This is a genomic window from Acidimicrobiia bacterium, assembly GCA_012959995.1.
Classification (GTDB): domain Bacteria; phylum Actinomycetota; class Acidimicrobiia; order Acidimicrobiales; family MedAcidi-G1; genus MedAcidi-G2B.
On record DUCC01000009.1, the window covers coordinates 62,036 to 75,577 of the forward strand.

16 protein-coding genes are annotated in these 13,542 nt (G+C 57.2%); 14 read left to right on the forward strand and 2 right to left on the reverse strand.

All coding sequences use genetic code 11. The annotated features are described in order from the left end of the window. The first annotated feature begins 17 nt into the window (after positions 1 to 17). The 9 genes from hisD to trpE are packed head-to-tail and all read left to right on the forward strand — an operon-like array spanning position 18 to position 7,422. Positions 18 to 1,322 carry a histidinol dehydrogenase gene (hisD, locus tag EYQ49_01780; protein ID HIG24609.1) on the forward strand — a complete coding sequence of 435 codons (1,305 nt, stop codon included), beginning with the start codon at positions 18 to 20 and terminating at the stop codon, positions 1,320 to 1,322. Next, complete coding sequence (gene hisC / locus EYQ49_01785; GenBank protein HIG24610.1) at positions 1,315 to 2,388, forward strand: histidinol-phosphate transaminase; 1,074 nt, start codon at positions 1,315 to 1,317, stop codon at positions 2,386 to 2,388. Before hisD ends, hisC begins: the two co-directional genes overlap by 8 nt. Then, a complete protein-coding gene (hisB, locus tag EYQ49_01790; GenBank protein ID HIG24611.1) occupies positions 2,385 to 2,978 on the forward strand; it encodes an imidazoleglycerol-phosphate dehydratase HisB in 594 nt (197 codons plus the stop codon). Before hisC ends, hisB begins: the two co-directional genes overlap by 4 nt. Continuing rightward, complete coding sequence (gene hisH / locus EYQ49_01795; protein HIG24612.1) at positions 2,975 to 3,607, forward strand: imidazole glycerol phosphate synthase subunit HisH; 633 nt, start codon at positions 2,975 to 2,977, stop codon at positions 3,605 to 3,607. The genes hisB and hisH overlap by 4 nt, the downstream gene beginning before the upstream one ends. After that, positions 3,604 to 4,338 (forward strand): 1-(5-phosphoribosyl)-5-[(5-phosphoribosylamino)methylideneamino]imidazole-4-carboxamide isomerase, encoded by a 735-nt coding sequence (gene hisA / locus EYQ49_01800; GenBank protein ID HIG24613.1) that lies wholly within the window; start codon positions 3,604 to 3,606, stop codon positions 4,336 to 4,338. The genes hisH and hisA overlap by 4 nt, the downstream gene beginning before the upstream one ends. Next, entirely contained in the window at positions 4,335 to 5,105 is a 771-nt protein-coding gene (gene hisF, locus EYQ49_01805) for an imidazole glycerol phosphate synthase subunit HisF (GenBank protein HIG24614.1), read from the forward strand. The genes hisA and hisF overlap by 4 nt, the downstream gene beginning before the upstream one ends. Positions 5,106 to 5,126: 21 nt before the next feature. Continuing rightward, positions 5,127 to 5,480, forward strand: a complete 354-nt coding sequence (locus tag EYQ49_01810; GenBank protein HIG24615.1) for a co-chaperone GroES — start codon at positions 5,127 to 5,129, stop codon at positions 5,478 to 5,480. 43 nt (positions 5,481 to 5,523) lie between these two features. Next, on the forward strand, positions 5,524 to 5,898 hold the full coding sequence (gene hisI, locus EYQ49_01815; protein ID HIG24616.1) for a phosphoribosyl-AMP cyclohydrolase: 375 nt from the start codon (positions 5,524 to 5,526) through the stop codon (positions 5,896 to 5,898). A 3-nt stretch (positions 5,899 to 5,901) separates the two neighbouring features. Then, entirely contained in the window at positions 5,902 to 7,422 is a 1,521-nt protein-coding gene (gene trpE / locus EYQ49_01820; GenBank protein HIG24617.1) for an anthranilate synthase component I, read from the forward strand. Here the strand turns inward: trpE and EYQ49_01825 are convergent. Together EYQ49_01825 and EYQ49_01830 are read right to left on the reverse strand one after the other, a co-directional pair. Next, positions 7,419 to 8,795: a HAMP domain-containing histidine kinase gene (locus EYQ49_01825; protein ID HIG24618.1), complete on the reverse strand. Its 1,377-nt coding sequence runs from the start codon at positions 8,793 to 8,795 to the stop codon at positions 7,419 to 7,421. The two genes, trpE and EYQ49_01825, sit on opposite strands and share 4 nt — an antisense overlap. Next, positions 8,795 to 9,472 carry a response regulator transcription factor gene (locus EYQ49_01830; GenBank protein ID HIG24619.1) on the reverse strand — a complete coding sequence of 226 codons (678 nt, stop codon included), beginning with the start codon at positions 9,470 to 9,472 and terminating at the stop codon, positions 8,795 to 8,797. Before EYQ49_01830 ends, EYQ49_01825 begins: the two co-directional genes overlap by 1 nt. Before the next feature lie 99 nt (positions 9,473 to 9,571). Here EYQ49_01830 and trpC point away from each other — a divergent pair, with 99 nt between their 5' ends. From trpC to EYQ49_01855, 5 genes are read left to right on the forward strand one after another with little or no spacing between them, the layout of a single operon-like run. Then, a complete protein-coding gene (trpC, locus tag EYQ49_01835; GenBank protein HIG24620.1) occupies positions 9,572 to 10,387 on the forward strand; it encodes an indole-3-glycerol phosphate synthase TrpC in 816 nt (271 codons plus the stop codon). A gap of 9 nt (positions 10,388 to 10,396) precedes the next feature. After that, a complete protein-coding gene (locus tag EYQ49_01840; protein ID HIG24621.1) occupies positions 10,397 to 11,059 on the forward strand; it encodes a phosphoribosylanthranilate isomerase in 663 nt (220 codons plus the stop codon). Next, entirely contained in the window at positions 11,050 to 12,237 is a 1,188-nt protein-coding gene (gene trpB, locus EYQ49_01845) for a tryptophan synthase subunit beta (protein HIG24622.1), read from the forward strand. The genes EYQ49_01840 and trpB overlap by 10 nt, the downstream gene beginning before the upstream one ends. Beyond that, positions 12,234 to 13,019: a tryptophan synthase subunit alpha gene (gene trpA / locus EYQ49_01850; protein HIG24623.1), complete on the forward strand. Its 786-nt coding sequence runs from the start codon at positions 12,234 to 12,236 to the stop codon at positions 13,017 to 13,019. The genes trpB and trpA overlap by 4 nt, the downstream gene beginning before the upstream one ends. Further along, complete coding sequence (locus EYQ49_01855; GenBank protein ID HIG24624.1) at positions 13,003 to 13,416, forward strand: globin; 414 nt, start codon at positions 13,003 to 13,005, stop codon at positions 13,414 to 13,416. Before trpA ends, EYQ49_01855 begins: the two co-directional genes overlap by 17 nt. Positions 13,417 to 13,542: the final 126 nt, after the last annotated feature.

The window sequence follows — 13,542 nt, forward strand, 5'->3', positions numbered from 1 at the left end:
CCGGGTAGCGTGTCTAGGTGCTTGCTCGCTTAGATCTCCGTGGCTCTACGGCCCCCCTGGATGAAGTCTTGCCGCGTCCCGGATTGGGTGAGGGCAACCCGAAAGAAGCCGTTCAAAATATTTTGGCTCAGGTAAAAACAAACGGCGACGATGCTTTGCGTGAACTCACCGAACGCTTTGACGGGTGCCGGCCCTCTTCGCTGGTCATCGGGCGTTCCGAGATGGAAGCAGCCTTAGGTCGAGTGCCCGAAGATTTTCGCCGGGCGCTAGAAACCGCGGCCAAGAATATTCGCCTCCACCATCAAGACCAGCAAGAAAAAAAGCACACGGTGTCTCGTCAAGGCTTGACCGTTGAGTCCTGGGCGCAACCGGTGGAGCGTGCCGGATGCTACGTACCGGGGGGCCGCGCCGCTTACCCATCCACGGTGTTAATGACCGCCATCATTGCCCGAGTAGCAGGGGTAAAAGAATGTGTGGTGTGTGTGCCGCCGGGCCCCGATGGCTTGGTGCCCGACGCTACCTTGGCCGCCGCTGCGGTAGCGCAGGTAGATGTAGTGCACCCGGTGGGAGGCGCTCAAGCCATTGCGGCGTTGGCCTACGGTACCGAATCGGTAAAACCAGTCGAGGTCATTGTGGGCCCCGGCAACGTGTATGTGGCTTTAGCTAAGCGAGAGGTGGCCGGTTTGGTGGCGGTCCCGTCGGCTTTTGCTGGCCCCTCGGAGGTGGTGGTGATAGCCGATGAGAGCGCTCCACCCGAATTGGTAGCTATTGACCTCATGGTGCAGGCCGAACACGGACCACAAGGACTGGCTTGGCTTATCACTTGGGACTCCGCAACGGCAGACCGAGTGGACGAAGCGTTGCAAGAATTGTTGATCACCGCCCCGCGTCGGGCCGAAATTGAGTCAACGCTACAAGACGCTGGTTACTGCGTTTTGGTTGATGACCCCGCTCAAGCCTTAGCGGTGTCTGACGCTATAGCCCCCGAACACTTAGAAATAATGACCACGGAGGCCGATGTTTTGGCGGCCCGGGTGCGTCATGCCGGTGCTATCTTTTGTGGACCATGGTCGCCGGCTTCGCTGGGCGATTACGTCGCCGGGCCTAGCCATGTTTTACCCACCGCTGGGACCGCTCGTTTTTCTGGCGCCTTGACGGTTAGCGATTTTACTAAAGAGATGCACATCGTGACGGCCAGCCCGGAAGCTATTGAAAAGCTCGGACCGACCGTGGTGGTGTTGGCGGAAGCCGAGGGTTTGGATGCTCACGCCGCTTCGCTACGCATACGTCAAGATTTGTTGATTGGTCAAAACGATGACTAAGCGCCCAGAGCCCCGCCAAGACCTGGCCTTGTTGGCGAGCTACCACTCGCCGCAGGTAGACGTCGAGGTGCGGCTCAACACCAACGAAGCTCCCCAAGGCCCGCCCGTGGAATTTATGACCGCCTTAGCGGAAGCCGTGGCGGCTTTGCCATTGCATCGCTACCCGGACCGTTCGGCGGAAAAACTCCGCAACGCCCTCGCCCAGCGCTACGGCCGAAAAATGGACGAAGTCTTTGTGGCCAATGGCTCTAATGAGGTTTTACAAAGCTTGCTTTTGACCTACGGCGGGCCGGGGCGTTCCTTAGCGCTCTTTGAACCTACCTACGGAATGCACGCCCAGATTGCCCGCACCACCGGCACCACGGTGTTGGCTCGACCGCGCCAGGATGATTTTTCTCTGGCCCCGCACACGGTGGCTGAGGTGGTTGAAGCAGAACAACCCGATGTGGTGTTTTTGTGTTCCCCCAATAACCCCACCGGCACTCAAGACCCTCCGGGTTTGGTAGAGGACACGCTGGCTCAAGTTGAGTCCTACGGCGGGCTTTTGCTGGTCGATGAGGCCTACGGGCAGTTCGCTGACCAAAGCGCAGTGAGTCTGATCGGTGAAAGTCGTTCACTGGTGGTAAGTCGAACTTTTTCTAAAACATGGGCACTGGCTGGGGTGCGTTTGGGCTATTTGCTGGGGCCCGCCTGGTGTGTGTCGGAGTTAGAAAAAGCTTCGCTTCCTTACCACCTTGGGGCGCTTACCCAAGCTGCTGGCCTGCTGGCTTTGGATTACCAAGAAGAGATGGATGCTCGGGTAGATTTTTTACGCTCAGAGCGGCAAAGGGTTTTTTCGGTGTTAAAAACACTGCCGGTAACCGTATGGCCCTCGGACACAAACTTCATTTTGTTTCGCCCCGAAGAAAAGGAAGGCCGTGTGGTGTGGCAAGAACTTCTGGATCGGTCAATTTTGATCCGAGACTTTTCTGCTGAGCCCGGTCTCGCGGGTTGCTTACGGGTCACTATGGGCACCAGTCAAGAAAACAATCAATTTCTCGCCGCACTTGAGGAGGTACTGTCATGACCAACAATCGCACCGCTACTAGAGAACGCATCACTGCGGAAACTTCTATTGCCTTAAGCCTGGATCTCGACGGAGGTGAGGTCACCGTGGCAACGGGCATTCCGTTCTTTGACCACATGCTGAACCAACTGGGCCGCCACGGAGGCTTTGGCCTCCAAGTGGCTTGCACCGGAGATTTAGCGATCGATGCCCACCACACGGTGGAAGATGTGGGCATCACCCTGGGCGATGCTTTTGCCGAAGCGCTCGGCGACAAAGCCGGCGTGCGGCGCTTTGCTTCGGTGGCTGTGCCTCTTGATGAAGCACTCGTTGAGGTAGCACTGGACCTTTCGGGCCGGCCCTTTATGCACTACGACGTGGAGTTCCCTGGGCAAAAAATCCTTAGCGACCCGCCCTTCGATCCACAACTCATTGAAGAGTTTTGGCGAGCCTTTAGTACCTCGGCGCAGATTACTTTGCACTTGGTTTTGGTGCGAGGAAAAAACACCCACCACATTGTGGAAGCGAGTTTTAAAGCAGTAGCTCGAGCGCTACGAGACGCCGTGCGTGTTGAAGGCCACGAGGTTCCCTCCACCAAAGGCACTCTGTGACCTCAAGTTCTCGTATTGCCGTGCTGGATTACGGCATCGGTAACCTTCGTTCGGCACAAAAAGCCTTAGAGTACTTGGGGGCCCAAGCGGAGTTAACCGCCGACCATCGACAGATTGCTGCCGCTGATGCGGTGGTTCTTCCTGGTGTGGGGGCCTTCGGGCGATGTGTAGAGGCCTTGGCAGAAGCGGACCTGGCCGAGGTAGCACACCAAGCGGCGATTGAAGCCAGCCAAGGTGGCCGGCCGTTCATAGGAATCTGCGTGGGCATGCAGATGCTTTTTTCAACCAGCAGCGAATCTCCCGGACAGGGCGGCCTGGGCGTATTCCCTGGGCAGATAGGCCCGTTGGCCGATGACGTAAAACACCCACAAATGCAATGGAACCAACTGGAGTTTTCTTCTCACCCCATGTTTGCTGGGCTGTCAAAAAATGCTTGGGTTTATTTTGTACATGGCTACGCCGGGCCGATTACTGAACACACCGTGGCGACCTGCGACTACGGAGGCCCGGTTTGTGCCGCGGTAGCCCAAAAAAATCTGTGGGCCACCCAATTCCACCCAGAAAAATCAGGCCCCACCGGTCTAACTGTGTTGACCAACTTTTTAAACGAGACGGCAGGCCCGTCATGAGCCCCAAACTTTTTCCGGCTATTGATCTGCGAGGTGGCCATTGTGTGCGCCTCGTCAAAGGCGACTACGACCAAGAAACCATCTACGGCGATGACCCGGTGGCCCAAGCCTTGGCTTTTGAAGCAGCGGGCGCCGACTGGTTGCATGTGGTGGACCTCGATGCGGCGCTAACCGGTGACCCGGTAAACCGGCCCGCCGTGCAAGCCATAACCGCCGCGTTATCTATCCCCGTGCAGACCGGGGGCGGAGTGCGTTCACTGGACGATGCCCAAGCCTTGTTTGCGGCCGGAGCGACCCGGGTAGTTATGGGGACGGCCGCCGTAGAAAACCCCCAACTGGTAGCCAAGGTAGCTGCCGTGGGTTCGGTGGCCGTGGGCCTCGACCTGCGCGGCACCGAAATAGCGGTGCACGGGTGGACCAAAGGCAGCGGTTTGCAACTCGACCAGGCTCTTGAGCGTTACGCCGCTCTGGGTGCAGAAGCATTCGTGGTGACGCAGATAGATCGAGACGGCACCTTGGCTGGCCCCGACCTTGAAGGATTAACCGACGCCTTAGATCAAACCAGCGTAGACGTGGTGGCGTCGGGCGGCGTGGGGCAAATGAAAGACCTTGAACAACTGGCCGATTTGCAAGCCCAGGGCCGCCACTTGGCCGGCATCATCATCGGTAAAGCGCTCTACGAGGGAACGGTCGACCTGGCGTCGGCGGCCCAGATGCTGGCCGAACGATGAAATCAATTCGAGTCATCCCTTGCCTTGACGTGCACCAAGGCCGGGTAGTTAAAGGCGTTAATTTCGTCAACCTGCGTGACGCCGGCGACCCGGTAGAACTGGCCGCTCGTTACGACCAAGAGGGCGCCGATGAATTAATCTTTTTAGATATCACCGCTTCCTCTGACGAACGCAACACCATGGTCGAGGTGGTGCGCCGCACCGCAGAAGAAGTGTTTATTCCTTTCACCGTGGGGGGCGGCATCCGGTCGGTAGAAGATGCCCGCCAAATATTGCGAGCCGGAGCCGACAAAGTATCAATCAACACGGCAGCCGTAGATCGCCCCGCACTCATTTCAGAACTGGCCCAAGAGTTCGGTAGCCAGTGTGTGGTGGTTTCTGTTGATGCTCGGCGAAGTAGAGAGACACCCAGCGGGTTCGAAGTCTTTATCCACGGTGGGCGCACCGCCACCGGACGCGACGCCGTGGCCTGGATAGAAGAAGTAGTGCAGCGCGGCGCTGGAGAAATCATGCAAACCTCTATGGATCGTGACGGCACCCGAGACGGTTTCGACCTCGAAATGTTGCAGACCCTGGGGGCCAACTGCCCGGTCCCGCTTATTGCCAGCGGGGGAGTGGGCAGCCTTGAACATTTGGTAGATGGGGCAAAACAAGGGGGCGCCGATGCGGTGTTAGCGGCCTCTATTTTCCACTTTGGCGAACACACTATTGCCGAAGCCAAGCAAGCCATGGCCCAAGCTGGTCTGCTTGTTCGCCCAATCGTTTAAACGCCCGCTACCGTTTCGCCAATGACCAAAGAGACTGCGTCCCTACCCGGCCCCGACGACGAGCGACTGCCCATAAAAATGCTTAACGATCGGATATTGGTCAGCGTCGAAGGAGCCGAAGGAGAACGCCGCTCCTCTGGAGGTATTTTGATACCGGCGACTGCTCAATTAGGCAAACGGCTTACCTGGGCCATCGTGGTGGCCGCCGGCCCCAACGTGCGGGCTATGGAAATCGGCGATCAAGTATTATTCAACCCCGAAGACCGCTACGAAGTTGAGGTACGGGGCGCGGATTACATAATCTTGCGCGAACGAGATATTCATGCCGTGGCCGCCGAACGGCTAGAAGAAAACAGCACCGGGCTGTACCTCTAAAACCTTTCTCTTAAACGACGCCTTCTACTCTAGGATTACCTTCATGACCCAAACCCTTGTTTCTCAACCCATTGCCGTAACCGAAGAACAACTCAGTCACATCACCTACAACAGCGACGGTTTGGTGCCGGCTATTGTCCAAGAAGAAGGCACCGGACAGGTGCTAATGATGGCTTGGATGAACGAAGATTCATTAAAAGAAACCATGGCCACCGGACGCACCTGGTTTTGGAGCCGAAGCCGTCAAGAATACTGGTGTAAAGGGGAAACCTCCGGTGACCGTCAATACGTGCGGTCTGCTTCCTACGACTGCGACGGCGACACATTGTTGCTCATTGTTGAACAAGAAGGCGAAGGGGCTTGCCACACTGGCGAGTACAGCTGTTTCTTCCGCCCCTTTGGTGCCACCGGCGAGTAGCCGATGCGTACCTCTGCCCGGGCAGCTTTTCACGAACAAGCCCGCACCCACACTGTGGTCCCGGTTTGGCGCGAACTTTTAGCCGATCTCACCACCCCGGTGTCGTTGTTTGCCCGCTGTATTGGCGACGGCGAAGGATTCTTGCTGGAAAGCGTGGACCGTGGTGAAACCTGGGGCCGTTGGTCATTTATTGGCCGCAACCCTTCGCTGACCCTTACCTCTAAAAACGGAGCGGTGGAAGTAGACGGTGACCTCCCCGAAGGCGTAGACACCTCGCAAGGCCTTCTGGTGGCCATGGAAGGGCTTTTGGGTCACTACCGCTCACCCACCATAGAAGGCCTCCCGCCGTTGCATGGTGGCCTTATGGGGTACTTGGGTTACGACGTGGTGCGCGAGGTCGAAAATCTCCCCGACGTGCCATTCGACGACCGCGGTTACCCCGATGGGGTGATGTCGGTTATCGGAGACTTAGTGGCTATTGACCACTGGCGTCAGCGAGCAGTGCTGATGGCCAACGTGGTGGTGGCTCCTGGAATGGGCACCGCTGCTTTAAATGCCGCCTACGACGAAGCCCAAGAGCGTCTTGACCAATTGGCTTCCGATGGGGCTCGCCCGCTTGATGAACCACTCATGGAGCCTCCACGAGAAGACGATGAACCGCCAGAAGTCACCTCCACCATGGGGGCCGAGCAGTACGGTTTAGCGGTAGAAGCGGCCCGTGAACACATCATGGCCGGCGATATTTTTCAAGTTGTGCTTTCGCAAAGGTTCGATGTAGAACTGGACGCTGAACCATTTGACGTCTACCGGGTACTGCGGCAACTGAACCCCAGCCCTTACATGTATTTTCTTCGTTACAACGATCTCACTTTGGTAGGGGCCTCACCCGAACCCATGGTGAAGTTGCTTGACGGACGGGTGGTTTCACGCCCTATTGCCGGCACCCGGCGACGCGGAAAAACCGAAGCTGACGACCGCCGCATGGCCGGGGAACTTCTCGAAGACCCCAAAGAGCGTGCCGAACACGTCATGTTGGTGGATCTGGCCCGAAACGACGTCGGGCGGGTAGCCAACTTCGGCAGCGTAGAGATGGAAGAAATGATGACCTTGGAGCGCTACAGCCATGTCATGCACCTCACCAGCCAAGTAGCCGGTGACCTCGCTGACGGGGTAACGCCCATTGATGTGTTGCGGGCTACCTTGCCTGCCGGCACCGTTTCGGGCGCTCCCAAGGTACGGGCTATGGAAATCATCGACACTTTGGAACCAGTGAAACGCGGCCCCTACGCCGGGGTAGTGGGGTACTTTGATTTTTCGGGAAACATCGACACGGCAATAACTATTCGCACCATGTTGATAAAAAACGGGGTGGCTTCTGTGCAGGCCGGAGCGGGTATCGTGGCCGACAGCGTGCCCGAACTCGAACACCTGGAATGCGGCAATAAAGCCCGAGCGTTACTTTCGGCCATACCGGCGGCCCGACGCATGACCCAGCAACGCAAGCAGGCTCAGCAAGCGCCTTAAGGCAGCAGCGGGAACGACACGGTCATGGTGGTGCCCGAACCTAAGGTGGAGGCCACCTGCACGGTGCCCTCCATGGCTTCTACCAATTCTCGGACAATAGCGAGGCCAAGGCCAGATCCAGATTCAGTATTTTTGGGCTGATGGCGAGAAACATAAAGGCGTTCAAAGACATGAGCCAGGTCTTCGTCGGCGATACCGGGCCCGTTGTCGATTACCGAAAGTGTGGCGTAACCGCCCTCAAGAGCAACCCCAAGGGTGATGTGACTTGTGGTGTAACGAAGGGCGTTTTCTATCAAATTGGCCATGACCTGAGCTAACCGGTCGGGGTCTACGTTGACGTGAGCAGCGCTTGGCGCGCTGCTAAAGACTAAATCGATGTCTGCTTCTTGGGCGCTGGGCCGAAAGCCCTCCAGCGAGCGTTGTGCCGCCTGGGAAAGGTCAATGCTTTGTTGATGCATAGTGAACTGTCGGGCATCGAGACGAGCCAACTCAAGCAAGTCACGTACCAAACGGTCAAGGCGCCGAGACTCCGACAAAATGATGGCCCCCGCCCGCTGGGCGTCGGTAGACGTACCGTCGGTAAGTGCTTCGGCGTAACCCTGAATGGAGGTCATGGGGGTGCGTAGGTCGTGTGAAACTGAGAGCAAAAATTGGCGTTCTACACCGCGAGCCCGCTCGAGGTTAGCGGCCATGGCGTTGATGGCTCGAGCGAGGTCGGCGGCTTCGTCGGTTTCTTGGGGATCGGGTTGGGGAAGCCGACTGGTTAAGTCTCCGTCAGCGAGGCGACCCGCAGTTTTGGTGGCCTCAATAATGGGTTGAGCCATTTGCTTGCTCAAGCGGAGGGCAACAAAAACGGCCAGAATTATCGTTGCGAAGGCCGCAAACAAAAACCAACGCACCGCGTCGCCCAGCGCATCATCGTATTCTCCTGCCAGCACCACTATCGCGGCGGCCTCGTTAGGCAAACTGGTTTTCGAAAGAGAAGCGGCCCATGCGCGGCCCTCTAAAGCGCCAGAGCTGGTGCCGTTGGCGAAGAGTTCTTCCAGGTCAAGGGAGGCAAAATCTAGACCATCGGGGAGAGCCGCTAAGACAACGAGGGGTTCCGAAGAGGCTTCGTTGACGATGAGTAAGCCAAACTCGCTGACTCCTAAAGCGTGGGTAATGCGCCGCAAGCGTTCGCGGCCAAAAGGTGAGCGATCTGTCGCCATTAAAGTTTCGTCAATGAAAGCCGTTGTAGATTTCGCTCGGTCGGTGAGTTGGTCGCGGGTAAAGGATTGACGATCTAGCCGAGCTTGAAAAACCGTGCCCAAGCCCGCTAAAAAAAGACCCACTACTACGACCCCAACCAGGGTGACCACCAAGCGACGTTGCATCAGTCGAACCGGTAGCCGATGCCTCGTACCGTTTTTACCGGCAGAGCATCGTCGAGTTTGCGGCGTAGTTGGCGCACATGAACGTCTACGGTGCGGATGTCGCCTACCCAATCGGAGCCCCACCCACCGTCTAAAAGCTGGCGACGGGTAAGGGCCAAGCCACGGTTTTGTGCAAAAAACCACAGGAGCGCCCACTCTTGAGCGGCTAAAGAAACGGGTTGTCCATCGAGCAAGGCTTCGCACCGTTGCCCATCAATTTGCAACGACCCTATGGTCATGAGCTGAGTATTGTCAGCAACTGAGGTGCCGCTGCGCCGCAAAATAGCATGCACCCGCCCCATGAGCTCTCGGGGGCTAAAGGGTTTGACAACGTAGTCGTCGGCCCCCAATTCGAAGCCCACTACCCGGTCAATTTCGTCATCTCGGGCGGTCAACATGATGATGGGAACGTTGGAGTCTGTTCGCAACGATCGGCAAACGTCAAAGCCGTCCATTTCGCCGGCGAGGCCGATATCCAAAATAACTAAGTCAGGTTTACGCAAGGAGCAAACTTCCAGAGCTCGTGCCCCCGCAGTGGCCTGATAAACGCGGTGTCCCTCGTTGGTTAAATAGAGATCTACCAGGTCGGCAATGTTGGGGTCGTCTTCAACTAATACAATGATTGAACGCTCGCTCATAGGTCACCATCATGTCATCATCATGTGAGGAGCGTGTTAAGAGTCTTCTCCGAAGAAAAATGATGCAGGGCCCGGCGGTGCGTTGGGTAGCCTCATCCCATGGGCACTTACTTGGACGGCATCCTCGATTATCACCGAGAGCAAGCAGCGAACGACCTCCGTAGCGTGGACGCACTGATTGATCAGGCGGCAGAAACGGCCCCTACTCGAGGGTTCGCAGGGCACATTAAAAGTCGCCCCCCAGAAGAGTTAGCAGTAATTGCCGAGTTCAAGCGTCGATCTCCCTCTAAAGGCGATTTGGCCATGCACCTTGCCCCAGCAGAGATAGCTCAAAAATATGAACTGGGAGGAGCGACCTGCCTCTCGGTGCTTACCGACCAGCCCCATTTTGCCGGTTCCCCTCAAGACTTACAAGAGGCTCGCAGCGCCTGTTCTTTGCCCGTTTTACGTAAAGACTTCACCGTCGATTTGCGCAACATTTGCGATGCCCGCCTTATGGGTGCTGATGCGGTGCTGCTCATTGCCGCAGCCCTCGATGACTACCAGTTGAAAGATTTCTCTGCTTTGGCCCAAGAACTCACTTTGGATGTTTTGTTAGAAATCCACGATGAAGCTGAAGCAGAGCGGGCCCTCAATGTTGGGGCTTCTTTGATTGGAGTAAATCAGCGTGACCTGCACACTTTTGCCGTGGACACCGAGCGAGCGCTACGGGTGGCTCGAGCGTTACCTACCGAAGTGCTCCGGGTAGCGGAGTCAGGGATCGCCAGCCCAGCCGATGGCCCAGCTTTAGCGCAAGCCGGTTTTGATGCGCTTTTGGTTGGGGAGTGGCTGGTCACGGCGGAAGACCCTGCTCAGAGCGTGGCCGACCTCCGGTGCTCTCCGGCGAACACCAACAGCCGCCTCGAGACACAGTAGGTTCGGACTATGTTCATTAAGATTTGCGGAATCACCCGAGAGGAAGATGCCTTGCTGGCTACCGCTCTGGGCGCCGATGCAGTGGGCTTCATTTTCGCTCCGTCAGTGCGTCAGGTGGCACCACTGGCCGCTCGAGACATGGTGCGCCAACTGCCAGCGGACATCATGACGGTGGGAGTATTTCGTGACGCCACCAAAGAAAAAGTTCTGGAGACCGTTAACCAAGTCGGGTTGCGAGCCGTACAACTACATGGGCATGAAAGCCCAGAAACTTGCCGTTGGATAGCAGAAAGAGTGCCGGTAACTATTCGTGCTTTGGCCGCCGGTTCGCCGGACCTCACAAATTTTGACCAATTTGGAGCCGACATTTTGCTGCTGGACTCGCCCACCCCCGGGTCGGGTGAGGTTTTTGACTGGTCGCTGGCCGAAGGTGCGCCCAGCAATCAACGCCTATTGCTGGCCGGCGGGTTAACGCCAGAAAATGTGGCCACGGCTATTGCCAAAGTGAACCCCTGGGGAGTAGATGTGGCCAGTGGGGTCGAAGCCGAATCGGGGCGCAAAGACCCTCGTAAACTTCGCGCCTTCATTACTGCAGCGCAGTCCGCCGAACCAGCAGGTTACCAAGGAGCGCAAAAGCGCCCGTTTGATTGGGAAGAAGGAACATGGAACTAAACGAAAACGAGGCCCTAAAAGCCCCCGACGCCTCCGGCCGTTTTGGCGATTTCGGCGGCCGTTTTGTGCCCGAAACCTTGATGCCTGCTTGCTTGGAGTTAGAAGAAGCCTTCAACGAATCCTGGGCCGACCCGTCTTTTCGTAAAGAACTCGACGATTTGCTGGCCGACTACGCCGGGCGACCATCGCCGCTCACCGACTGCCCGAATTTGTCGGAGTTGCTGGGTTGCCGGGTGCTGCTAAAACGCGAAGACCTCAACCACACTGGATCGCACAAAATAAATAATGTTTTGGGTCAAGCTTTGCTGGCTCAACGCATGGGCAAAACTCGGTTGGTGGCCGAAACAGGAGCCGGTCAACATGGGGTGGCTACGGCCACTGCAGCGGCGTTACTCGGGATGGAATGCTGCGTCTATATGGGCGAGGTTGATGTGGAGCGCCAAAAACTCAATGTATTTCGTATGCGCTTGCTGGGGGCTGAAGTGCGTACCGCCTTGTCTGGAAGCCGCACGCTGAAAGACGCTATTAACGAGGCCATGCGTGACTGGGTGGCCACTGTTGAAGAGTCGCATTACTGCTTGGGTTCGGTGATGGGGCCTCACCCGTACCCCTGGATGGTGCGGACCTTTCACGAGGTTTTGGGTAGCGAAGCCCGCAGCCAGTGCGAGGAACGACTGGGCACCACACCCGATGTGGTGGTGGCTTGTGTCGGTGGCGGTTCAAACGCCATAGGGATTTTCTCCGGTTTTGCTGATTCTCCCGCCGAATTGGTGGGCGTTGAACCAGCAGGCGGAGCGGCGGTGGGCCGCGGCGTGCCTGGTGTGGTTCATGGTTCACGGTCGTTTTTGATGCAAGACGAATTCGGCCAGGTCTTGGAAGCAGAATCCATAAGCGCCGGGCTGGATTACCCCGGGGTAGGACCCGAACATAGTTTCTTGGCTGCTTCGGGGCGTGCCCGCTACGAATCGGTGAACGACGCAGAGGTCGTGGAGGCCTTTCAGTTGCTCAGCCGTTTAGAGGGGATCATTCCCGCCCTTGAACCAGCGCATGCGTTGGCTTGGGTGTCTCGTGAGCGGGCCTCGCTGGCCGGAAAAACCGTGCTGATCAACTTGTCCGGGCGGGGCGATAAAGACGTCGACCAGATACTGCAACTCCTCGAAAAAGAAGGCCGAGCATGAGCGGAACAGTAGAAGAAGCGCTGCGGGCTCGCCGGGAAGCGGGGGGAAAGTCTCTGGTTATTTATGTGACCGGTGCCTTGAACGACGATTTCGAAACCACGGTATTGGCGGTAGCGGCGGCCGGTGCTGATGTTATAGAAATCGGCATCCCTTTTTCTGACCCGGTAATGGATGGGCCGGTCATCCAAGAGGCCAACGAGAAAGCACTCAAAGGTGGGGCGACCCCGGCAAATATTTTGAGTCGCTTGCAGCGCCTCGAGGTGGAGGTGCCGTTGGTGGTAATGACCTACTACAACATCGCCGCCCACATGGGTTTGGAACGTTTTGCGCAAAGTTTGGCCAAGGCGGGCGTAGCCGGGTGCATCCTCCCCGATATGCCTCTAGAAGAAACAGCCGACTGGGCGGCCGTCGCCGATGCCGCCGGAGTAGAAACTATTCTTTTGGCTGCCCCCACCGGCGACGATGCACGCTTGACGGCGGTAAGCGAACGGTCACGGGGCTTTATTTATGGAGTGGGTTTGTTGGGAGTAACTGGGGTGCGCAGCGAACTGGCCTCTAGCGCCACCGAGATCGCTCGACGGTTAAAGAGCCTGACTGACCTTCCAGTACTCATCGGGGTAGGCATCGGTACCCCAGAACAAGCGGTAGAAGCCGCAGCGGCCGGAGACGGCGTGGTGGTAGGTACCGCAGTGGTAGCCCGCATGCTGTCCCCTGAGGGCCCTCAGGGCGTTGCCGCGTTGGTTAAGGACTTCCGGGAGGCCCTCGATGCGTCGTGCGCTTAGCCAACCAGAGGGCAGTGCTTCAGGCAGCCTGCACGAAGTAGTAGGCGGAGACCAGTGGTTCGTGGACTTGGTGAATCGCTTTTACGACGGGGTGGAACAAGACCCGGTGTTGCGACCGCTTTACCCCGAGGACCTCACTGACTCGCGAAAATGGTTGGCTATGTTTTTGCAGCAATATTGGGGCGGCTCACACGCTTACGACGAACAACGCGGGCACCCACGTTTACGTATGCGGCATGCAGGTTTTGTCGTGGGGGAGCGAGAGCGTATGGCTTGGATGGTCCACATGACGGCCGCCGTTCAAAGTGGAGGTTTAGAACCCGAAGCCCAAGAGGTCGTTATGGCATACTTCGACAATTCCGGCCGTCATCTCATCAACGATGAGAGCGCTGAATAAGGCTTTGTAATTTGCGTGTAGGGCAGGCTCTTTGCCCGTAGAGGGCGGTTTTACCAATATGGTGCTTTAAAAAAATATTCCCAAAAAGGGCTTAAATGCTTGACATGGGCCTAGAAAAGGTGTCGC